The following is a 20,677-nucleotide window of genomic DNA, read 5'->3' as shown; positions in this document are numbered from 1 at the left end:
GACCCGGCCGGCAGACGGAGGGTTTCAGAGCAGCGTCTGCCAGTGGTCCCACCAGCGTGTGGCGATCAGCATCACGATGCCCAGACACCAGGTGACCGGCACCACCCAGTGGAACTCCAGCGCACCCGCGACCACTTCCCGGGGCGCGCGGACGATCCCGTGCCGAAGGTTGTGCGCGGTGGTGTACCAGAACATGACGATGGTGGCCGCCCAGGCCAGGCAGCACCACAGGCACAACGCGCCGATCTCGTACAGCGCCTGGGTCATGAGCCACATGCAGAAGCTCGCGCCGAACAGCGTGCCGACGTTCAGACCCAGCCAGAACCACCGGCGGAAACGGGCCCCGGCCAGCAGTGCGAACCCGACGGCGACGACCACCGGATAGGTGAGGAGGCCCAGCAACGGGTTCGGAAAGCCGAACACGGACGCCTGGGCGCTCTTCATCACGTCGGAGCAGGACAGGATCGGGCTGAGGTTGCACGAGGGTGAGAAGTGCGGGTCCTGTAGCAGTCGGAACTTGTCGACGGTGATCACGAAGGAGGCGAGGATGCCGAGCGCGCCGGAGACGATCAGCAGCCAGGCGAAGGCACGGGAGGCTCCGGTGCCGCCCGCCGACACGGTGCTCCGGTCACGCCCGCCACCCCCCGTCCCGGTGGTGAGGTGGTGCACGGTCGTGGTGGTGCCGGTCATCGGGATGTTCCCGCCTCACTGGTTTCAGGGGCGGGCCACGGACCCACGGTGGCCGACGAGTCGCCGCTGCCGCGCGGACCGCCGTCGCGGTCCGGTTCCGGCGCGATGCGCATGCCTTCGCGCGCTGCGCCCCGGGGCCATACGACGTCGACCGGAACGGCGTGCGCACGGGCGTACGCCACCAGATGCGCGGTGGCGTCCCGGCCGCTGGACGGCGAACCGTCCCATACGGCCAGCAGATGCCGGCATCCCGCGATCATCCGTTCGTCCGCGCCGACGCATGCGTCGCGGTCGCCCGGGTCGTACGCCAGCAGGCGCACCTGCTGGGCGAGGTCCAGCAGGGCGCCGGTGACCGTCCGGTCCTGCGCCGGCAGCGGCGTGGGCCCCATTTCCTGCGTGGGGGTGACCACGACCAGACGGTGTCCCGCCGCCCGCACCGCCCGCCCGAACGCAAGGGCACCACCGGCACCCGCGCGCACCACTCCGGACGCTCGTGCGAACTGCTGCTCCAGCCGGGCCCGCAGCTCGGCCTCCACCAGCTTCAGCGTGTCCGGCGTCAGGTCGGCGTGCCCGACCACCGAGATCATCATCCCGCTCCCCTCTCTGCCCCGCGAGGTTCTCGCTCGCCCGTTCGTCCCGCATCGCACGGCCCCGCCCGCCCCGCCCATGGGCGGGACCGCGAGACCGGGTCCACGGACGGGATCCGAGCGACACGGGCGGGACCGCGGGATCAGTGAAGTCAGCGGCCCTGACCGGCGACAAGGGCCGAACGGCCCTGTCGGGCACGGCGATGCGCCCGGCCGGGAGCGCGGCAGTGGTGCGGCCGAAGCCGTGGGAAGCCGAGGACGAGCCGGGGGCGGTGAACGCCCTGGGCTTCTTCCGGGCGGCCGCCGGCGATCAGCTCGTCGATTCCCGCAGGCCCTGGGTCACCGGAAGCCCCGCCGTCCGCCACGCCTGGAAGCCGCCGACCAGGTCGGTCGCCCGGTGCAGGCCCAACTGGTGCAGGGACGCGGCGGCCAGGCTGGAGGCGTAACCCTCGTTGCAGATCACGACGATGCGCAGATCGTGACCGGTGGCCTCCGGGGCGCGGTGGCTGCCCTGCGGGTCGAGGCGCCATTCCAGCTCGTTGCGTTCTATGACGAGCGCGCCGGGGATCAGCCCGTCCCGTTCGCGCAGCGCCGCGTACCGGATGTCCACCAGCAGTGCCTCGCCCGCCCGGGCGGCCTCGTACGCGGCCGGAGCCTCGATCCGCTCGTAGCCCTCGCGCACCCGCTCCAGCAACTCGTCGATGCCGGTCGGCCGGTGCTCGCCCGGGCCGCTCACTGCCAGTCCTGCGGACGCTCGACGTGCTCCAGCCGCAGCACCAGTCCGGTACGGCTGTAGCGGCGGATCTGCGGCAGCGGCGGGTAGTAGGCGTGTACGGAGATCGCGTGGTCGGCGGCGGACTCGTTGAGGACCTCGTGGACATGGTGGCGGCCGAAGGAGCGGCCCCGTCCCGCCGGGAGCCGGCGTTGCCGGTCGACGCCGTCGGAGAGTTCCAGGGTCTTCCAGCCGTCGGTGGGCAGGCGCGCGGCGAGCGAGTTCTCCTTGAGTTCGCCCCGCGTGGTGAGGAAGGCGCCGACCGACTCCGCGTGGTCGTGCCAGCCGGTGCCGCTGCCGGGCGGCCAGCCGATCAGCCAGGCCTCGCTGCCGCCGGGCCCGTCCAGGCGCACCCAGGTGCGGCCCTGCGGGTCGAGCGGGAGCGAGGCGATCAACTCGGTGTCGGCGGCGGTGCGCCGTACGAAGTCGAGGAGGTCCGCCTGCGTGGGGGCCTGGGCCGGTTGGGCCACGGAGGCGGAGGCGGGAGCGGGGGCAGAGGGAGTGACAGACACGGGCACCGTCCTGATCAGCGTTCGCGAGAGCGCGCGCGGCAGCCAAGGGCGGCGCGCGCGGGTGAAGAGGGGAGCGAATTCAGCTGGACGGTCGACACACGCAGCCCGCGTAGCGGACGAGGTCCATATGGACCCTCCGCCAAAGACGCACGCAGGTGTCGGTCACGATCCGGAGTAGACCATGCCGGTGCTGGACGGTCAACTCACTGTCACTATGCGGACCGCAGGGTGACAGTGAGTCGCGCGAGGGTGCGGCGCGGGCGCGCCCGACGCCCGCGCGGTCACTTCGAGGCGGAGCCGACCGTCGCCTCTCTGCGGGCCGGGCCACCGAGCGTCGCCTCGGCGGCCGCGTACAGGTCGGCGGGGCGCACGCCGCTCAGGGCGGTGACGAGATGGCCGTCGGGGCGGACGAGGAGCACGGTGTGGGCGGCCGCCCCCGGGTAGCTCTCGGCGACCAGCAGCTCCGCCGGGTGCGGCAGCGCGGTCACCGCGGCGGCGAGCCGGGGCATGATCCCGGCCGTCACCCAGTGCTTGCGCTCCCAGACACCCGTGCCCGGTGCGATCAGGACGACGAGCAGCGCCCCCCGGCCCAACCGCTCCCGCAGCGGTACGAAGGAGCCGTTCTCCGCCGTCACCCGTACGTCCGCGACCTGGGCGCCCGGCGGGGTGTCCACGGGGACCTCCCCATCCAGGAGCGGCGGTGCGAGCGGCGAGCCGGCGTACCCACCGGGTTCCCCCAGTGGGCCGCGGCCCAGGTGGCCGTCGGTGAGCAGCGCCTCGTGACCCCGGGCCGAGCCGGGGACGAAGGAACGGAGCCCGCCGCCGCCGCGCAGCAGCGGCAGTACCTGGTCCGCGGCGCGCAGCCGGGCGGCGACGACGGCGCGCCGCTCCGTCTGGTAGCTGTCGAGCAGCGTCTCGTGCGGGCCGTGGTGCCAGGCGAGCGCCAGCTTCCAGGCGAGGTTGTCGGCGTCCCTGAGTCCTTCGTCCAGCCCCTGGGTGCCGAGCGCGCCGAGCAGGTGGGCGGCGTCCCCGGCGAGGAAGACCCGTCCCACGCGCCAGCGGCGGGCCAGCCGGTGGTGGACCGTGTGGACGCCGGTGTCCAGCAGTTCGTACGGCGGTGTGGAGCCGTCCGTCCAGCCGGCCAGGGTCTCCCGGACCCGGGTCACCAGGAGTTCGGGGGTGACCAGGTCCTTGCCGGGCGGCAGCAGCCAGTCCAGCCGCCAGGCGCCGTCCGGCAGCGGGCGTCCGGTGACCTCTCCGGCCCAGGGGCCGGACGTCCGCCACGGCGGCATCCGGTGGATCAACGCTTCGTCGGTCCAGGGAAGTTCCGTGCGCAGCGCGGCCACGGCGTGTCGTTCCACCGCGGTGCGGCCCGGGAAGCGGATGTCCTGAAGCTTGCGCACCGTCGAGCGCGGACCGTCGCAGCCCACCAGGTAACTGCCGCGCCACCAGGTGCCCTTGTCGCCCCGGGCGCGGGCGGTGACGCCGGAGGTCTCCTGCTCGACGGCGTCCAGACGGCTGTTCACGGCGACCTTGACGAGCCGCTCGCCGGCGAGGGCCGTGCGCAGGGCGCCGGTCAGCACGTGCTGGGCGAGGTGCAACGGCCCGGGTTCGGCGTCGTCGAAGGTGATCTCGCGCATCACCTGCTTGCGCCGCAACGACCGCCATCCGGCCCAGCGCACGCCCGCCTCGGCGAGCGGCACCCCGGTCAGCCGTTCCACGAGCGCGGCGGTGTCCGCGCGCAGTACGACAGTGCGCGCGAGGCGGGGCTCGTCCTTGCCCGGCCCCTCGTCCAGGACGACCGAGGGCACTTCCTGACGGGCCAGCGCCAGGGCGAGCGTGAGCCCCACGGGCCCCGCGCCGACGATGATCACCGGGTCCACGGCGCGGCGCCTCCCGCCCGCGGTGATGTCCTCACGGACGTTGGTGAGCAGGAGGTCGGGGCAGGGTGCACGATCACAGAACGTATGCAACCTATTGCCGCTGCTTGCGTCAAGTGACGGAGGCCGTGGCGATCACGCCACGGCCTCCGTATCGGTCACCCGACGGCTCCTGTCGGGTGACCGCACTGGTCACGCCACTGCTCCCGGGCCGCATCGGCCACTTGAGCGAGTGTCAGATGCTGCCGCCCGCGCCGGCGCCGAAGGAGCCCCCGACCTCCGCGGCGTTGAGCTCCTCGACATCCTCGGCGCCGAGCACCTTGCCGGTGCCCCGCTTGCTGCCGCGCAGCCGGCGCTCCAGCCAGGCGGCGAAGGAGGTGAGGGCGAAGTTCAGCACGACGAAGATGATCCCCACCACGATGAAGCTGGGGACGACGTTGGCGTAGTTGGCCGCCAGGGTGCTGCGCGAGCTCATCAGCTCGGGGAAGGTGAGCATCACACCGCCCAGCGCGGTGTCCTTCACGATCACGACGAGCTGGCTGACGATGGCCGGCAGCATCACCGTGACGGCCTGCGGCAGCAGGATGCTGGTCATCGTCTGGCCCTTGCGCAGGCCGACCGCGTACGCGGCCTCCGTCTGTCCCTTGGGCAGGGAGAGGATGCCGGCCCGGACGACCTCGGCGAGGACCGAGGCGTTGTAGAGCACCAGACCGGTGACGACGGCGTAGAAAGGCCGGTCGTCGCTGGAGACGTTCGTGGAACGGACGTAGAACTCCATCGCGAACAGCATCAGCAGCAGTACCGGTACCGCCCGGAAGAACTCGACCACCACACCGGCCGGGACGCGGATCCAGCGATGGTCGGACATCCGGGCTATGCCGAAGACCGCGCCCAGCGGAAGCGCGATGACCATGGAGAGCGCGGCGGCCTTCAGCGTGTTGCCGAGCCCCGGCAGCAGGTAGGTGTTCCAGGCCTGGGCGGTGACGAAGGGCTCCCACAGGGCCCATTCGAGCTGGTTCTTGTCGTCCATCTTCCCCCACGCCCACCACAGCAGCAGGGCGAGCAGCAGGAAGAAGACGATCGACAGGGCGATATTGCGCTGTCTGGCCCGCGGGCCGGGGGCGTCGTAGAGGACCGAACTCATCGCTTCACCGCCATTCGCTTGCCGACCCAGCCGAGGAGGAGGCCGGTGGGCAGGGTCAGCACCACGAAGCCGAGGGCGAAGAGCGCGCCGATGGCGAGTGTCTGCGCCTCGTTCTCGATCATCGTCTTCATCAGGGTGGCGGCCTCGGCCACGCCGATCGCGGCCGCCACGGTGGTGTTCTTGGTCAGGGCGATCAGCACGTTCGCCAGGGGCGCGATCACCGCCCGGAAGGCCTGCGGCAGCACGATCAGCCGCAGCGACTGGCTGAAGCTCAGCCCGATCGCGCGGGCCGCCTCCGCCTGCCCCACGGGCACGGTGTTGATGCCGGACCGGATCGCCTCGCAGACGAAGGCCGCCGTGTAGGCGGAGAGGCTGAGCACCGCCAGCCGGAAGCCCTGGAGCTTGAAGTCGTCGGACGCACCCATGGTGACGCCGAAGATGTCGGCCAGGCCCAGCGAGGAGAAGACGATGATGACCGTCAGGGGGATGTTCCGCACGATGTTCACGTAGGCGGTGCCGAAACCGCGCATCAGCGGGACCGGGCTGACCCGCATCCCCGCCAGCAGGGTGCCCCAGACCAGGGAGCCGACGGCGGACAGGGCGGTGAGTTGCACCGTCGTCCAGAACGCCCCGAGGACGTCGTAACCTTCAAGAAAGTCGAACACGATCTCCCGCGCTTCCGGGTGTGTGGCGTACGTGGAGGGTGTGGCGCGCCGCCACCCGCCTGTCAGGTGGCGGGTGGCGGCGCGTCCTGGGAACCCTGCGTTGCTCGGCCGGAGCCTCGCGTCACTTGACGATGTTGCCGATCGTCGGGGCGGGCTCGCTCTTGTAGTTCGCCGGGCCGAAGTTCGCGTCGACCGCCTTCTGCCAGGAGCCGTCGCTGACCATCTTCTTCAGGGCGTCGTTGATCTTGTTGACGGTCTCGGTGTCGCCCTTCTTGACGCCGATGCCGTAGTTCTCGTTGCTCAGCTTCAGGCCGGCGAGCTTGAACTGGCCCTTGTACTTGTCCTGAGCGGCGAAGCCCGCGAGGATCGAGTCGTCGGTGGTCACGGCGTCCACGGCACCGCTCTGGAGGGCGGCGATGCACTCCGAGTAGGAGCTCACCTCCTTGAGCTGCGCGTCCGGAGCGATCGTCTTCTGCACGTTCTGCGCCGAGGTCGAACCGGTCACGGAACAAAGCTTCTTGCCGTTGAGGTCCGTGCCCTTGGAAATGGTCGAGTCGCTCTTGATCAGCAGATCCTGGTGCGCCAGCAGATACGGGCCGGCGAAGTCGACCTTCTGCTTGCGCTCGTCGTTGATGGAGTAGGTGGCCGCGATGAACTTCACGTCGCCGCGGGCGAGCGCGTTCTCCCGGTCGGCGCTCTTGGTCTGGACCCACTCGATCTTGTCGGGCGCGTAGCCGAGCTCCTTGGCCACATAGGTCGCCACGTCGACGTCGAAGCCGGCGTACGTGCCGTCGGGCTTCTGCAGGCCCAGGCCGGGCTGGTCGAACTTGATGCCGATCTTGATCTTGCCGCCGCCGGAGCCGGAGCTGCCGCCGTCGTCCTTCTTGTCGCCACCACAGGCGGTGGCGCTCAGCGCGAGGGCGAGTACGACGGCCGAGGCGGCGGTGACCTTGCGGAGCTTCATGGTGAACATCCTTCGGTGGTGAGGGAAAGCGGGCCGTCGGGTGCGGGTGACGCGGATCGTCGGGGCACGACGGGCGTGCCGGGCGCGGTCAGTGGTGCAGGATCTTCGACAGGAAGTCCTTGGCGCGGTCGCTGCGCGGGTTGCTGAAGAACTGCTCGGGCACGGCCTGTTCGACGATGCGGCCGTCCGCCATGAAGACCACGCGGTCCGCGGCCGAGCGGGCGAAGCCCATCTCGTGGGTGACGACGATCATGGTCATGCCGTCCCGGGCGAGCTGCTGCATGACCTCCAGCACCTCGTTGATCATCTCTGGGTCGAGAGCCGACGTCGGCTCGTCGAAGAGCATGACCTTCGGGTCCATCGCCAGCGCCCGCGCGATGGCGACGCGCTGCTGCTGCCCGCCGGAGAGCTGCGCGGGGTACTTGTCCGCCTGCGCGCCCACACCGACCCGGTCCAGCAGCGCCCGCGCCTTCTCCTGGGCCTGCTGCTTGTTCGCCCTGCGGACCTTGATCTGGGCCAGCGTCACGTTCTCGAGCACGGTCTTGTGCGCGAAGAGATTGAAGGACTGGAAGACCATCCCGACGTCGGCACGCAGCCGGGCCAGCTCCCGGCCCTCCTGGGGCAGCGGCCTGCCGTCGATCGTGATCGTGCCCGAATCGACGGTCTCCAGACGGTTGATGGTGCGGCACAGGGTGGACTTGCCGGACCCCGAGGGCCCGATGACCACGACCACCTCGCCGCGGGCGATCGTCAGATCGATGTCCTGGAGCACGTGCAACGCGCCGAAATGCTTGTTGACGCTCTTCAGGACGACCAGTTCGTCGGTCGCGGCCGTGTTCTCCTCGGCCACCGATACTTCGGTCATCGCTTCAAGGCTCCGTCCTCCTCGGTTTCGCAGGACAGTAGTGATGCGGTACGACCAGCGTCATTACATCTGAGGGGAATCTGAGCATCACGATCCGATAGCAATCGGACACGTGTCGTAGCAGTTGCGCCCGGGGTGCGTATCGGCCGCGTAACGGAACGTGCCCGAGGCCGGAACCCCCTTGACGTCGTCGTCGTCCATCAGCGTGACTGCCATCGTGCACGCGCGCGTGCACGCGTTGTATCCAACGACTTCGTAGCGACGTCGTACGACCGATGAACCGGAGGGGGCGGGGGTGAGACTGCTCCTCGTCGAGGACGACAACCATGTCGCCGCCGCGCTGTCCGCGGTCCTGGCGCGGCACGGTTTCGAGGTCACGCACGCCCGCAGCGGGGAGGAGGCCCTTCAGGCGCTCGTCCCCGAGGGCTCCGGCTTCGGGGTGGTCCTGCTGGACCTGGGCCTGCCCGACCAGGACGGCTACGAGGTGTGCGGCAAGATCCGCAAGCGCACCGCCACACCGGTGATCATGGTGACCGCCCGCGCCGACGTGCGCTCGCGCATCCACGGCCTCAACCTCGGTGCCGACGACTACGTGGTCAAGCCGTACGACACCGGTGAGCTGCTCGCCCGTATCCACGCCGTCAGCCGGCGCGCCGTGCCCGAGGACGCCGCCGGCGGCACCGACAGCGCGCTGCGTCTGGGGTCCGTGCTCATCGAACTGCCCACCCGCCAGGTCAGCGTGGGCGGCTCGGTCGTCGCGCTGACCCGCAAGGAGTTCGACCTGCTCGCGCTGCTCGCCCAGCGTCCCGGCGTCGTCTTCCGCCGCGAGCAGATCATCAGCGAGGTCTGGCGCACCAGTTGGGAGGGCACCGGCCGCACCCTGGAGGTGCATGTGGCGTCCCTGCGCGCCAAACTGCGCCTGCCCGCCCTGATCGAGACGGTACGCGGCGTGGGCTACCGGCTCGTCGCCCCGGACGCCTAGCGGGGACGGCTTGCGCACCCGTCTGCTGCCGCTGCTCATCGTCCTGATGGCGGCCGTGCTGCTCGCCCTCGGAATCCCGCTCGCCGTCAGCGTGGCAGCCGCCCAGCAGCAGAAGGTCGTCGTCGACCGCATCGACGACACGGCGCGCTTCGCGGCCCTCGCCCAGTTCGTCACCGAGGTGCCCGGCGGTTCCCGTACCAAGGCGCGGGACGAGCGCAAGGAGACGCTCAACACCGAACTCGCCAGCTACTACAAGGTCTACGGCATTCGTGCCGGGGTGTTCTACCGCACCGACACCCCCATGGCCCAGGCCCCCGCCGACTGGTTCCTCCCCCAGGCGGGCGAGGTGCGGGAGGCCTTCGGCGAAGCGCTGCTCAGCCGCCGCAGCCACGACCCCGAGCAGGTGTGGCCCTGGCAGCGACGCCATCTCGTCGTCGCGTCGCCGGTCATCCGGGACGGCGACGTCGTCGCGGTGGTGGTCACCGACTCGCCCACCGGGGCGATGCGGGCCCGGATCCTGCACGGCTGGCTGATCGTCGGCGCGGGCGAGATCGCCGCGATGCTGCTCGCCGTCGGCGCCGCGCTGCGGCTGACCGGCTGGGTCCTCAGACCGGTACGGGTCCTGGACGCCACCACCCACGACATCGCCACCGGACGCCTGAAGTCCCGGGTCGCGGTGGGCGGCGGACCCCCGGAACTCAGAAGGCTGGCCCGCTCGTTCAACGAGATGGCGGACAACGTCGAGGACGTGCTGGAGCAGCAGCGCGCGTTCGTCGCCGACGCCTCGCACCAGTTGCGCAACCCGCTCGCGGCCCTGCTGCTGCGCATCGAACTGCTCGCCCTCGAACTGCCCGAGGGCAACGAGGAGATCGCCTCCGTGCGGACCGAGGGCAAGCGCCTGGCGCAGGTCCTCGACGACCTGCTCGACCTGGCGCTCGCCGAGCACGCCGACGCGGACCTCACGCTCACCGACATCGGCGCGCTGACCGCCGAGCGGGTCGCGGCCTGGTCGCCGACCGCCGACGCCAAGGGGGTACGCCTGGTGGGCGACTGCCCGCCCGTCACCGCCTGGACCGACCCGGTCACGCTGTCCAGCGCGCTGGACGCGGTCATCGACAACGCGGTGAAGTTCACGCCCGGGGACGAGACCGTCGAGGTGAGCGTCGCCTCCCACGGCGACACCTCGACCGTCGTCGTCACCGACAACGGCCCCGGACTCACCGAGGAGGAGCTCGGCCGGGTCGGCGACCGCTTCTGGCGCAGCGGCCGGCACCAGAACGTCAAGGGCTCCGGCCTCGGCCTGTCGATCTCCCGGGTCCTGCTGGCGGCCGGCGGCGGCACGATCTCCTACGGCCACCACGAGCCGAGCGGACTGCGGGTGACGGTGACGCTGCCGCGGTCGGAACCTACGGCTTGACCGACCGGTAGTAGCGCCGGGCGCCCTCGTGGAGCTGGAGCGGATCGGTGTAGATCGCCGTGCGCAGGTCGACCAGCTGGGCCGAGTGGACGTGCGCGCCGATGCCGTCCCGGCTCTTGATCACGGTCCGGGTCACCCACTCGGTGAGCCGGGGATCCACGTCCGCCCGGGTGATCAGCAGGTTGGACACCGCCATCGTCGGCACGACCGCGCCGTTCTGCACGGTCGGGTAGGCCGACTCCGGCATGTTGGTGGCGCGGTAGTACCGGGTGACGTCGCCCTCCCCGTGCAGCTTCGTCACGAGCTCGGGCTGTATGGGCACGAACCGGAGGGAGAAGCCCTCGGCGAGCGTGCGCACGCCGTCCGTCGGCAGGCCGCCGGACCAGAAGAACGCGTCGATCCCGCCGGACCTCAGCCGGTCGGGCGCGGTGCCGATGCCGTCGGGCTCGGGGGTGATGTCCTTGCGCGCGTCGATGCCGGCCGCCCGGAGCACCCGGTCGGCGATGAGCCGCACCCCGGACTCGGGCGGGCCGATGGCCACGCGCCTGCCTCTCAGGTCCGCCACGGAGTGGATGTCCGAGTCGCGCGGGACGACGAGCTGGACGTAGTCGTCGTAGAGGCGGGCGACCCCGCGCAGCCCGGCTGCCCCCTTGCCGCCGTTCGCCTCGTACGTCTCCACCGCGTCCGCCGCGGCGATGGTGAAGTCGGCCTGTCCGGAGGCCACGCGCGCGACGTTCTCCTGCGAACCCTCGCTGGTCCGCAGCTTCACCGTCAGGTCGGGCATGTCCCGGTCCAGCTCGCTGCGCAGCAGCCGGCCGTACTCCTGGTAGACACCGCTCCGGGTCCCGGTGCTGAACGTGATCGTCCCGCCCGGCGGCTCCTCGCCGAGCGGCACCAGCCACCACAGCAGCAGCCCGAGGGCCACGAAACCGGCGGCCGCGCCCTGGAGGGCCCGGCGCCTGCCGATACGGGGGATCACCTTGGACATGGGCGCGATCCTGCCAGCACGGGCGCGGTGCTGGCCAGGGGCCGAGGGGACAAGGCAGGAGGCGACCGGGGCGGGGATCGGCCGGCCGGGACCGTCGGAGGTGGTCGGTACAGTCGGGCGCATGAGCACCTCGCCCGCCGACCTGGTCCGTGAGTTCCACCGCGCCTTCGGACTGGACGCCCGCAGCGTCCCGACCCAGGTGTCCGAGCAGCTCGCCGCGCACCGGGGCGAGCTGCTCGCGGAGGAGGCCGCCGAGGTGGCCGAGGTCTCGGTCGTCGGCCCGCTCGACAGCCTCGCCCACGAACTGGCCGACGTCGTCTACGTGGCGTACGGCACGGCCCTCGTCCACGGCATCGACCTCGACGCGGTGATCGCCGAGATCCACCGCTCCAACATGACCAAGCTGGGCCCGGACGGCCAGGTCGCCCGCCGCGCGGACGGCAAGGTCCTGAAGGGCGACCACTACGAGGCACCGGACGTGTCGGGCGTGCTGCGCCGCCAGGGATGGGTGCCCGAAGGCGCCGCCTGAGACGCTCCCCGCCGGGCAGGCTCCTAGCTGAGCGGGCTCCCCGCCGGCCAGTCTCCCCGCCGAGCGGGCCCCGCCCGCCGGGGCCCGCCGCGCCCGGTTCCCCTGAGCTCAGTCGCCCACGGCGGTCCCGGTCCGGGCCTCTTCCGCCGCCGTCCCCTCCGTCGCGCGCGGCGCTTCGTCCAGGGCCGCCCGCCGGCCTGCGCCGCGACGGCTCCACCAGGTCGCGAGGGGCTCCGTGTAGCGCGCGGTGAGCGGGCCGAGGACGACCAGCAGAAGGACGTACGCCGTGGCCAGCGGCCCCAGGGACGGCTCGATGCCGGCCGTGACCGCCAGGCCCGCGATGACGATCGAGAACTCGCCGCGGGCCACCAGCGCTCCACCGGCCCGCCAGCGCCCCTTGACCGAGATGCCCGCGCGCCACGACGCCCAGTACCCGGTGGCGATCTTCGTCGCCGCGGTGACGACGGCGAGGACGAGGGCGGGCAGCAGGACCGGGGGGATGCTCGCCGGATCCGTGTGCAGACCGAAGAACACGAAGAAGACGGCGGCGAACAGGTCGCGCAGCGGACTCAGCAGGGTGTGCGCGCCCTCCGCGGCCTCCCCGGACAGCGCGATGCCGACCAGGAACGCGCCGACCGCCGCCGACACCTGGAGCTGCTGCGCCACGCCCGCCACCAGGATGGTCAGCCCCAGTACGACGAGCAGCAGCTTCTCCGGGTCGTCGCTGGAGACGAAGCGGGAGACGACCCGCCCGTAGCGGACCGCGACGAACAGCACCAGCCCGGCGGCCCCCAGCGCGACGGCCAGCGTGACGCTCCCGGCGGCCAGCCCCGCCCCGGCGACCAGCGCGGTGACGATGGGCAGGTACACCGCCATCGCCAGGTCCTCCAGCACCAGGACGCTCAGGATCACCGGGGTCTCCCGGTTGCCGACCCGGCCGAGGTCGCCGAGCACCTTGGCGATCACCCCGGACGACGAGATCCAGGTGACCCCCGCCAGCACCACCGCGGCCACCGGGCCCCAGCCGAGCAGCAGGGCCGCCGCCGCGCCGGGCAGGGCGTTGAGCGCGCAGTCGACCAGCCCGGACGGGTAGTGCGCCTTGAGGTTGGAGACCAGATCGCTCGCCGAGTACTCCAGACCCAGCATCAACAACAGCAGGATGACGCCGATCTCGGCGCCGGTGGCGACGAACTCCTCGCTCGCGCCGAGCGGCAGCAGCCCGCCCTCGCCGAAGGCGAGCCCGGCCAGCAGGTACAACGGGATGGGCGAGAGACGGAAGCGGGCGGCCGCCCGGCCGAGCAGGCCGAGCGCGAGGATGATGGAACCGAACTCGATCAGCAGGACTGCTGAGTGCACACTCACTCCCGTCCGAGGATGGCCGCCGCCGAGTCGACGCCCTCACGGGTGCCGATGACGATGAGGGTGTCGCCGCCCGCCAGCCGGAAGTCCGGCGCCGGGGACGGGGTGGCCCCGGCCCGCCGCAGCACCGCCACGATCGACGCGCCGGTCTCGGTCCGCATCCGGGTCTCGCCGAGCAGGCGTCCGTTCCAGTACGAGCCGGCCGCGATCTCGATGCGCTCGGCCACCAGGCCCAGGTCGGTGGTGTACAGCAGGTTCGGACTGTGGTGGGAGGGCTTCAGCGCGTCGATCAGGGTCCCGGCCTCCGCGCCGGTCAGCCGCAGCGAGTGGGCGCAGGAGTCCGGGTCGTCCGTGCGGTACATGTTCACCGTGCGGGTGCCGTCGCGGTGTGCCACCACGGACAGGTGGCGCTGTTCCCGCGTCACCAGGTCGTACTGGACCCCGATGCCCGGCAGCGGCGTCGCCCGGAGGCGTGGAGCAGACACGTTTCTTCCCCTTGCTGATCGTTCTTGTCGACCGTCCTGCCGACGGCGACGGACCTCGGCGAGGGTCCCGCCGACGGCGACGGACCTCGTCGCGGGTCCCGTCGGTCGCCCGGCGGACGGATCGTGCGCGGGACCCCGGAGCCGCCATGCTGCCATTCGCCCGTACGGTGGCGATATGGGTGTCATGACGGATGTACGGGGACGGCGCGGGGCGGAGAAGCTGGTGGGCCCCGGTGGTGGGAGCGGGTCGGCGGAGATGGCGAGAGGCGGGTACCGGAGCTTGTCGCTGTTCTGGCGGATCTTCTCGCTCAACGCCACGGGCCTGGCCGTGGCCGCCGCGCTGCTGCTGGGACCGGTCACCGTGTCGACCCCGGTGCTGCCGCGCGAGGCACTGGTCGTCGCCGTGGGGCTCGCGGCCCTCCTGGTGGGCAACGCCGCCGTGCTGCGGATCGGGCTCGCCCCGCTGCGCCGGCTCGGCAACGCGATGGCCACCGCCGACCTGCTGCGTCCGGGACCGCGGGCCCCCGTCGCCGGTCCCGCCGAGACCGCGGCGCTGATCACCACGTACAACACGATGCTCGACCGGCTGGAGCGCGAGCGCGCCACCAGCGCCGCGCGGGCGCTGTCCGCGCAGGAGCGCGAGCGCCGGCGCGTCGCCCGGGAGCTGCACGACGAGGTCGGTCAGACCCTGACCGCGGTCCTGCTCCAGCTCAAGCGGGTCGCCGACCGGGTGCCCGAGGAGCTGCGCGCGGAGGTGGGACAGGCGCAGGAGGCGACCCGGGCGGGTCTCGACGAGGTCCGCCGCATCGCGCTTCGGCTGCGCCCCGGCGTGCTGGAGGAACTAGGCCTGGCCAGTGCCCTGCGCGCGCTCGCCGCCGAGTTCAGCACGCCCGGCGTGACGGTGAGCCATCGGGTCGCCGGGGAGCTGCCCCCGCTGACCGAGGAGTCGGAGCTCGTGCTCTACCGGGTCGCCCAGGAAGGCCTCACCAACACCGTCCGGCACTCCGGTGCCGACCAGGCCGAGATCCGGCTGCACCCCGTCACGGACGGCGTCGAACTCCTCGTACGCGACAACGGCACGGGCCTGGAGGAAGGGCGGGAGGGAGCCGGAATCCGCGGGATGCGAGAGAGGGCCCTGCTGATCGGCGCGACGTTGTCCCTGACACCGGCGCCCGGACGCGGTACCGACATCCGTCTGCGGGTGCCCCGATGAGCCACCACGCCCCGACGCCTCCGACGCCTCCCACGTCCCAGACGTCCGCGCCGCCCCGGATGCCCCCGGCCCGGCCCGGCGCCCCGATCCGGGTGCTGCTCGCCGACGACCACACGCTCGTACGACGTGGCGTACGCCTCATCCTGGAGAGCGAGCCGGACCTCACGGTGGTCGCCGAGGCGGGCGACGGCGCCGAGGCGGTGGCCCGGGCCCGCGCCGGAGACATCGACCTGGCCGTCCTCGACATCGCGATGCCCCGGATGACCGGGCTCCAGGCGGCCCGCGAACTCTCCCGTCGACTGCCCGGCCTGCGCATCCTGATCCTGACGATGTACGACAACGAGCAGTACTTCTTCGAGACGCTCAGGGCCGGTGCCGTCGGCTACGTCCTGAAGTCCGTGGCCGACCGCGACCTGGTCGAGGCCTGCCGGGCGGCCGTGCGCGACGAACCGTTCGTCTACCCGGGCGCGGAACGGGCACTGGTCCGCTCCTACCTGGAGCGACTGCACCGCGGCGACGGCCTGCCCGAGCGGGTCGTCACCGACCGCGAGGAGGAGATCCTCAAGCTCGTGGCCGAGGGGCACACGTCGAAGGAGATCGGCGAGCTGCTGTTCATCAGCGCGAAGACCGTCGAGCGCCATCGGGCCAACCTGCTGCACAAGCTGGGGATGCGCGACCGGCTGGAGCTCACCCGGTACGCGATCCGGGCGGGCCTCATCGACCCGTGACCGGCCCGTGGCGCCTCACCTCGTCCACGCGCAGCCCCCGGGGACGACGGCTGCGGGGGCGGCGGCCCCGGAACACCCGGGCGGGGCTGTCGTCGGCACCGCCTACTCTGGAGGCATGACCAGCAGCAGCGACCGGAGCCTCGCAGTGGACGTCGAAGGAACCAAGAGTTACGAGATCCGCACCTACGGGTGCCAGATGAACGTCCACGATTCCGAGCGGTTGTCCGGGCTGCTCGAAGACGCCGGCTACGTGCGCGCGCCCGAGGGGTCGGACGGCGACGCGGACGTCGTCGTCTTCAACACCTGCGCCGTCCGTGAGAACGCCGACAACCGGCTCTACGGCAACCTCGGCCGCCTCGCGCCGATGAAGACGAAGCGCCCCGGCATGCAGATCGCCGTCGGCGGCTGCCTCGCGCAGAAGGACCGCGACACCATCGTGAAGAAGGCGCCCTGGGTGGACGTCGTCTTCGGCACGCACAACATCGGCAAGCTGCCCGTCCTGCTGGAGCGCGCCCGCGTGCAGGAAGAGGCACAGGTCGAGATCGCCGAGTCGCTGGAGGCCTTCCCCTCCACGCTGCCGACCCGGCGCGAGAGCGCCTACGCGGCCTGGGTGTCGATCTCCGTCGGCTGCAACAACACCTGCACCTTCTGCATCGTTCCGGCGCTGCGCGGCAAGGAGAAGGACCGACGCACCGGCGACATCCTCGCCGAGATCGAGGCCCTGGTCGGCGAGGGCGTCAGCGAGATCACCCTGCTCGGCCAGAACGTCAACGCGTACGGCTCGGACATCGGCGACCGCGAGGCCTTCAGCAAGCTGCTGCGGGCCTGCGGGAGCATCGAGGGCCTGGAGCGCGTCCGCTTCACCTCCCCGCACCCGCGCGACTTCACCGACGACGTCATCGCCGCCATGGCCGAGACCCCGAACGTGATGCCGCAGCTCCACATGCCGATGCAGTCCGGCTCGGACACGGTCCTGAAGGCGATGCGCCGGTCGTACCGCCAGGACCGTTACCTCGGCATCATCGAGAAGGTCCGCGCCGCCATCCCGCACGCCGCGATCACCACCGACATCATCGTGGGCTTCCCCGGCGAGACCGAGGAGGACTTCGAGCAGACCCTCCATGCCGTCCGCGAGGCCCGCTTCTCGGCGGCCTTCACGTTCCAGTACTCCAAGCGCCCCGGCACCCCGGCCGCCACCATGGACGACCAGATCCCCAAGGAGGTCGTCCAGGCCCGCTACGAGCGCCTCGTCGCGCTCCAGGAGGAGATCTCCTGGGACGAGAACAAGAAGCAGGTCGGCCGCGTCCTGGAGCTGATGGTCGCCGAGGGCGAGGGCCGCAAGGACGGTGCCACCCACCGTCTGTCCGGCCGCGCCCCCGACAACCGCCTGGTCCACTTCACCAAGCCGGACCAGGAGGTCCGCCCCGGTGACGTGGTCACGGTCGAGATCACGTACGCGGCCCCACACCACCTCCTCGCCGAGGGACCCACGCTCGACGTGCGGCGCACGCGCGCGGGGGACGCCTGGGAGAAGCGCAACGCCGAGAAGGCGGCTCCGGCCGGCGTCATGCTCGGGCTGCCGAAGATCGGCGCACCGGCCCCGCTGCCGGTCGCCACGGGCAGCGGCTGCGGCTGCGACTGACCACCGCGGGCGGGCTCGGACGGCGGTCGGTCGGCAGGGCGGGGAGGCGTGAAGGCGGCGCGGCCGGGAAGCGGCGGTCGTGCAGCGGAGCAGCCAGGCCCCGTGAGTGCTCGGCTACCCTGCGGATCATGCTCGTCGCCGCCGCAGTCTGCCCCGCCCCGCCCCTGCTCGTGCCCGAGGTCGCCGCGGGCGCCGCGTCCGAACTGGACGCCGCCCGTGCCGCCTGCGTGGACGCGCTGGGACTGCTCGCCGCCGCACGGCCGGACCGGCTCGTGGTCGTCGGACCCGCCGACCAGGTCGCACGCGGCCCCTACCCGGAGGGCGCGCGGGGCTCGTTCCGCGGCTTCGGCGTGGATCTCGACGTGACACTGGGCCGCGACCGGGGAACGCCCGGCGAGCGCCCGCTGCCGCCCTCCCTCGCCGTGGCCGCGTGGCTGCTGGAGCGGACCGGCTGGTCGGACGCCCCGATCGAGGGACTCGGCGTCGGGGAGCCCCTGGCGCCCGAGCGTTGCGTCGAGGCCGGCCGGGGCCTCGTCGCCGCCGGCGAGCGGCTCGCGCTGCTCGTGATGGGCGACGGCAGCGCGTGCCGGACGGTGAAGGCACCGGGCTATCTCGACGCACGGGCGGAGCCGTTCGACGCGGCGGCCGCGCGTGCCCTGGGGGCGGCGGACGTCGCCGCCGTCAAGGCGCTGGACGCCGAGCTGGCGTACGAGCTCAAAGCCTCGGGCCGGGCTCCCTGGCAGGTCCTGGCCGGTGCGGCCGAGGACGCGGGCCTCTCCGGCGCGCTGCTGTACGAGGACGCGCCCTACGGGGTCGGGTACATGGTCGCCGCGTGGTCGTAGAGCGCTGACGGGCGCCGGGCCGGGCCCACCTCGTACGGCGGACGGCGATCGACGAACGGCGATCGGCGGACGGCGGCGAGCGTCGATGCGGCGCGGCCGTCCGCCGATCGCCGTGCCGTCCCGGGCGTTCCCGGAGCCTCAGGAGGCCGGAGGAGGTGTCCCGGGCGGGGTGGCGGGGTCGCCGCCGGCCGTCTCCGGGCCCTTCTTGTGCGCGAGCCGGTCCATGGCGCCCTTGGCCTTGCCCGTGCCCGTCTGGATCTTGTCGCTGTACTTGCCCTTGGTCTTCTCGTCGACCACCTTCGCGGCCTTGTCCAGACCGTGGGTGATCTTGCCCCCGTGCTGATGCGCGAGGTCGGAGACCTTGTCCTTCGCCGGGGCGATCTTGGCCTTGAAACTGTCCTTCAGACCCATGGGGTCACCTTCCCTCACGGCGCGGTCACCGGCGGGCGCCCTCGCCCGCCGCACGGTCGGCCACGTCCTCGGCGGACGGCTGCTTCGGGATCCCGACGGGGTCGGCCACGGCAACGGCGACGGTGACGCCCGCGTCCCCGTCCGCCCCCGCCGATCCGGCGGGCGCCGCCACCTCGGGACCGGGCGCGGTCGCCTCGGTCCGCTCCTCGGCGACCGCCGACTCCCTGCCGGCCTCCTCGGTGGCCCGGCCCGCGACCTTCGCCGTGGCCTCCTCCGTGGCTTTCGACCTCCAAAGAAGTCGAGCAAAAGCACCCATATCAACTCCATACGTTACTCGCGCGGACGAAACGCCGCGTCACCCGGTGCCGTCCGATCGTGCCGTCCGGGGGCCGTCGCGTAACTCGTTCGAGGGCGGGTCGCGAGGTTTGCGAGACTGGTGCGGTGAGCAGCGCACCCCTCGCCCCCCGAGTCATCGCCGTCGTCGGACCCACCGCGGCCGGAAAGTCCGATCTGGGCGTCTTCCTGGCCCAGCGGCTCGGCGGCGAGGTCGTCAACGCCGACTCCATGCAGCTCTACCAGGGGATGGACATCGGTACCGCCAAACTGACGCAGCGGGAGCGCGGCGGCGTCCCCCACCACCTCCTCGACGTCTGGGACGTGACCGTCACGGCCTCGGTCGCCGAGTACCAGCGGCTCGCCCGGGAGCGGATCGACGCGCTGCTCGCCGAGGGGCGCTGGCCGATCCTGGTCGGCGGCTCCGGCCTGTACGTGCGCGGTGCCGTCGACAACCTGGAGTTCCCCGGCACCGACCCCGAGGTCAGGGCCCGTCTGGAGGAGGAGCTGACCCTGCGCGGCTCCGGCGCGCTGCACGCCCGGCTGGCCGCGGCCGACCCCGAGGCGGCCCGGGCGATCCTGCCCGGCAACGGGCGTCGTATCGTGCGGGCCCTGGAGGTGATCGAGATCACAGGCCGGCCCTTCACCGCCAACCTCCCCCGTCACGACTCCGTCTACGACACCGTGCAGATCGGCGTCGACGTGGCCCGCCCCGAGCTCGACGAGCGCATCGCGCGCCGGGTCGACCGGATGTGGGAGGCGGGGCTCGTGGACGAGGTCCGCGCGCTGGAGGCGCGCGGCCTGCGCGAGGGGCGTACGGCGTCGCGTGCGCTCGGCTACCAGCAGGTGCTCGCGGCGCTCGCGGGGGAGTGCACGGACGACGAGGCGCGGGCGGAGACCGTCCGTGCCACCAAACGCTTCGCGCGCCGTCAGGATTCATGGTTCAGGCGCGATCCGCGGGTGCACTGGTTGAGTGGGGCTGCGGCGGATTTCACAGAACTTCCCCAGCTTGCGATGGCGTTGGTCGAACGACCGGTTACAGCCTGATCACGTGATGGCATCGGGACGCCCAGGCCGTCATCCAGGCCTGTTGCGTCATGCCATCATCGAGCTTCGATCGACCAAGTGGAGTCCGAGTTGGGAGGGCGCGTGGCGATGGAGGCCGGCCCTCGCGACACCGCACGAGACACCGAGCCCGTCATCATCGACCGTGGTGATGCGGAGCAGGAAGTGGATCGGCTGAGTCCCGACGGCCCCGACGAGATCCAGGGCGGTGTGACCGCCGACGGTCCCGAGCCCGAGGAGATGTTCGCGAGCGGACCCGAGGTCGAGGTCGAGCTGCGTCCGCAGCGTCGGCTGCGCATCTGGCAGCTCGCGCCCATCGTGGCCCTGGCCGCGACCGGCTCCCTGATGTTCGCCTTCCCGCTGGCCTTCGACTTCGGCGACAGCGGCGCGGTGATCGCCATGCTCGGCCTGCTGATCTCCTCCTGCGCGGCCGGCTGGGGCATGATGGCCGCCCTCCGGGTCGGACACACCTGGCCCGGACTGCCCGCCCGGGGCTCCGGACGCCGGCCCGACTGGCGGATGGTGCTCATGTACGCGGTGCTGGTCGCAGCGGTCGTGGTCCTCGCCGTCTGGCGGGTCGCCCGGCTGCGCTGACCCGCCGTCC

The 20,677-nt window shown here is 72.1% G+C and carries 24 protein-coding genes; 9 read left to right on the top strand and 15 right to left on the bottom strand.

Translation table 11 applies throughout. The features are described 5' to 3' along the window. Nucleotides 1–24: 24 nt before the first annotated feature. The 10 genes from ACWC24_RS27230 to ACWC24_RS27185 form a co-directional block, all read right to left on the bottom strand. A complete protein-coding gene (locus ACWC24_RS27230) occupies nucleotides 25–690 on the bottom strand; it encodes a vitamin K epoxide reductase family protein (RefSeq protein ID WP_450665509.1) in 666 nt (221 codons plus the stop codon). After that, nucleotides 687–1,280 carry a hypothetical protein gene (locus tag ACWC24_RS27225; protein ID WP_450665508.1) on the bottom strand — a complete coding sequence of 198 codons (594 nt, stop codon included), beginning with the start codon at nucleotides 1,278–1,280 and terminating at the stop codon, nucleotides 687–689. Before ACWC24_RS27225 ends, ACWC24_RS27230 begins: the two co-directional genes overlap by 4 nt. Before the next feature lie 307 nt (nucleotides 1,281–1,587). Beyond that, nucleotides 1,588–2,019, bottom strand: coding sequence for a rhodanese-like domain-containing protein (locus ACWC24_RS27220; RefSeq protein ID WP_450665535.1), 432 nt, complete (start codon nucleotides 2,017–2,019; stop codon nucleotides 1,588–1,590). After that, on the bottom strand, nucleotides 2,010–2,561 hold the full coding sequence (locus ACWC24_RS27215; RefSeq protein WP_450665507.1) for a cysteine dioxygenase: 552 nt from the start codon (nucleotides 2,559–2,561) through the stop codon (nucleotides 2,010–2,012). The genes ACWC24_RS27220 and ACWC24_RS27215 overlap by 10 nt, the downstream gene beginning before the upstream one ends. A 79-nt stretch (nucleotides 2,562–2,640) precedes the next feature. Beyond that, nucleotides 2,641–2,712 carry a putative leader peptide gene (locus ACWC24_RS27210; protein ID WP_324617296.1) on the bottom strand — a complete coding sequence of 24 codons (72 nt, stop codon included), beginning with the start codon at nucleotides 2,710–2,712 and terminating at the stop codon, nucleotides 2,641–2,643. A 130-nt stretch (nucleotides 2,713–2,842) separates the two neighbouring features. Next, on the bottom strand, nucleotides 2,843–4,444 hold the full coding sequence (locus ACWC24_RS27205; protein WP_450665506.1) for an FAD-dependent monooxygenase: 1,602 nt from the start codon (nucleotides 4,442–4,444) through the stop codon (nucleotides 2,843–2,845). Nucleotides 4,445–4,676: 232 nt separating this feature from the next. Next, nucleotides 4,677–5,585 (bottom strand): amino acid ABC transporter permease, encoded by a 909-nt coding sequence (locus tag ACWC24_RS27200; RefSeq protein WP_450665505.1) that lies wholly within the window; start codon nucleotides 5,583–5,585, stop codon nucleotides 4,677–4,679. Further along, nucleotides 5,582–6,250 carry an amino acid ABC transporter permease gene (locus tag ACWC24_RS27195; protein WP_351603772.1) on the bottom strand — a complete coding sequence of 223 codons (669 nt, stop codon included), beginning with the start codon at nucleotides 6,248–6,250 and terminating at the stop codon, nucleotides 5,582–5,584. The genes ACWC24_RS27200 and ACWC24_RS27195 overlap by 4 nt, the downstream gene beginning before the upstream one ends. A gap of 121 nt (nucleotides 6,251–6,371) precedes the next feature. Beyond that, nucleotides 6,372–7,214 (bottom strand): glutamate ABC transporter substrate-binding protein, encoded by an 843-nt coding sequence (locus ACWC24_RS27190; protein ID WP_450665504.1) that lies wholly within the window; start codon nucleotides 7,212–7,214, stop codon nucleotides 6,372–6,374. Nucleotides 7,215–7,302: 88 nt separating this feature from the next. Next, entirely contained in the window at nucleotides 7,303–8,079 is a 777-nt protein-coding gene (locus tag ACWC24_RS27185) for an amino acid ABC transporter ATP-binding protein (protein ID WP_450665503.1), read from the bottom strand. A gap of 295 nt (nucleotides 8,080–8,374) precedes the next feature. Here ACWC24_RS27185 and ACWC24_RS27180 point away from each other — a divergent pair, with 295 nt between their 5' ends. After that, the gene (locus tag ACWC24_RS27180; protein WP_450665502.1) at nucleotides 8,375–9,061 is read left to right on the top strand and encodes a response regulator transcription factor; all 687 of its coding nucleotides are present in this window, start codon (nucleotides 8,375–8,377) and stop codon (nucleotides 9,059–9,061) included. Nucleotides 9,062–9,071: 10 nt separating this feature from the next. Then, nucleotides 9,072–10,478, top strand: coding sequence for an ATP-binding protein (locus ACWC24_RS27175; protein WP_450665501.1), 1,407 nt, complete (start codon nucleotides 9,072–9,074; stop codon nucleotides 10,476–10,478). Here the strand turns inward: ACWC24_RS27175 and ACWC24_RS27170 are convergent. Then, the gene (locus ACWC24_RS27170) at nucleotides 10,468–11,466 is read right to left on the bottom strand and encodes a TAXI family TRAP transporter solute-binding subunit (protein WP_450665500.1); all 999 of its coding nucleotides are present in this window, start codon (nucleotides 11,464–11,466) and stop codon (nucleotides 10,468–10,470) included. The genes ACWC24_RS27175 and ACWC24_RS27170 overlap by 11 nt on opposite strands. Before the next feature lie 121 nt (nucleotides 11,467–11,587). Between ACWC24_RS27170 and ACWC24_RS27165 the strand changes: the two genes are divergently transcribed. Continuing rightward, nucleotides 11,588–11,995: a pyrophosphohydrolase domain-containing protein gene (locus tag ACWC24_RS27165; RefSeq protein ID WP_450665499.1), complete on the top strand. Its 408-nt coding sequence runs from the start codon at nucleotides 11,588–11,590 to the stop codon at nucleotides 11,993–11,995. Nucleotides 11,996–12,103: 108 nt separating this feature from the next. Here ACWC24_RS27165 and ACWC24_RS27160 read toward each other — a convergent pair whose 3' ends face one another. Together ACWC24_RS27160 and ACWC24_RS27155 are read right to left on the bottom strand one after the other, a co-directional pair. Continuing rightward, nucleotides 12,104–13,351, bottom strand: coding sequence for a cation:proton antiporter (locus ACWC24_RS27160; protein ID WP_450665498.1), 1,248 nt, complete (start codon nucleotides 13,349–13,351; stop codon nucleotides 12,104–12,106). A 2-nt stretch (nucleotides 13,352–13,353) separates the two neighbouring features. Next, nucleotides 13,354–13,839 carry a cation:proton antiporter regulatory subunit gene (locus ACWC24_RS27155; RefSeq protein ID WP_450665497.1) on the bottom strand — a complete coding sequence of 162 codons (486 nt, stop codon included), beginning with the start codon at nucleotides 13,837–13,839 and terminating at the stop codon, nucleotides 13,354–13,356. A gap of 175 nt (nucleotides 13,840–14,014) precedes the next feature. Here ACWC24_RS27155 and ACWC24_RS27150 point away from each other — a divergent pair, with 175 nt between their 5' ends. From ACWC24_RS27150 to ACWC24_RS27135, 4 genes are all read left to right on the top strand, one after another. Next, a complete protein-coding gene (locus tag ACWC24_RS27150) occupies nucleotides 14,015–15,052 on the top strand; it encodes a HAMP domain-containing sensor histidine kinase (protein WP_450665496.1) in 1,038 nt (345 codons plus the stop codon). A gap of 59 nt (nucleotides 15,053–15,111) precedes the next feature. Further along, nucleotides 15,112–15,780 (top strand): response regulator, encoded by a 669-nt coding sequence (locus ACWC24_RS27145; protein WP_450665534.1) that lies wholly within the window; start codon nucleotides 15,112–15,114, stop codon nucleotides 15,778–15,780. A gap of 115 nt (nucleotides 15,781–15,895) precedes the next feature. Then, nucleotides 15,896–17,422: a tRNA (N6-isopentenyl adenosine(37)-C2)-methylthiotransferase MiaB gene (gene miaB, locus ACWC24_RS27140; protein ID WP_450665495.1), complete on the top strand. Its 1,527-nt coding sequence runs from the start codon at nucleotides 15,896–15,898 to the stop codon at nucleotides 17,420–17,422. Between the two features lie 128 nt (nucleotides 17,423–17,550). Beyond that, complete coding sequence (locus ACWC24_RS27135; RefSeq protein ID WP_450665494.1) at nucleotides 17,551–18,264, top strand: class III extradiol dioxygenase subunit B-like domain-containing protein; 714 nt, start codon at nucleotides 17,551–17,553, stop codon at nucleotides 18,262–18,264. Nucleotides 18,265–18,402: 138 nt separating this feature from the next. Here ACWC24_RS27135 and ACWC24_RS27130 read toward each other — a convergent pair whose 3' ends face one another. After that, nucleotides 18,403–18,675 carry an antitoxin gene (locus tag ACWC24_RS27130; RefSeq protein ID WP_450665493.1) on the bottom strand — a complete coding sequence of 91 codons (273 nt, stop codon included), beginning with the start codon at nucleotides 18,673–18,675 and terminating at the stop codon, nucleotides 18,403–18,405. A 25-nt stretch (nucleotides 18,676–18,700) separates the two neighbouring features. Further along, nucleotides 18,701–18,991, bottom strand: coding sequence for a hypothetical protein (locus ACWC24_RS27125; protein ID WP_450665492.1), 291 nt, complete (start codon nucleotides 18,989–18,991; stop codon nucleotides 18,701–18,703). Between the two features lie 125 nt (nucleotides 18,992–19,116). On the opposite strand from ACWC24_RS27125, the gene miaA reads away from it, so the two are divergent. Both miaA and ACWC24_RS27115 read left to right on the top strand, forming a co-directional pair. After that, a complete protein-coding gene (gene miaA / locus ACWC24_RS27120) occupies nucleotides 19,117–20,055 on the top strand; it encodes a tRNA (adenosine(37)-N6)-dimethylallyltransferase MiaA (RefSeq protein ID WP_450665491.1) in 939 nt (312 codons plus the stop codon). A 108-nt stretch (nucleotides 20,056–20,163) separates the two neighbouring features. Continuing rightward, the gene (locus ACWC24_RS27115) at nucleotides 20,164–20,667 is read left to right on the top strand and encodes a hypothetical protein (protein ID WP_450665533.1); all 504 of its coding nucleotides are present in this window, start codon (nucleotides 20,164–20,166) and stop codon (nucleotides 20,665–20,667) included. Nucleotides 20,668–20,677 lie beyond the last annotated feature (10 nt).

The sequence above is a fragment of the Streptomyces sp. NPDC001443 genome, assembly GCF_053597355.1.
Note: the sequence above shows the minus strand (reverse complement) of the source record. Positions and strands in the feature narration are given on the sequence as shown.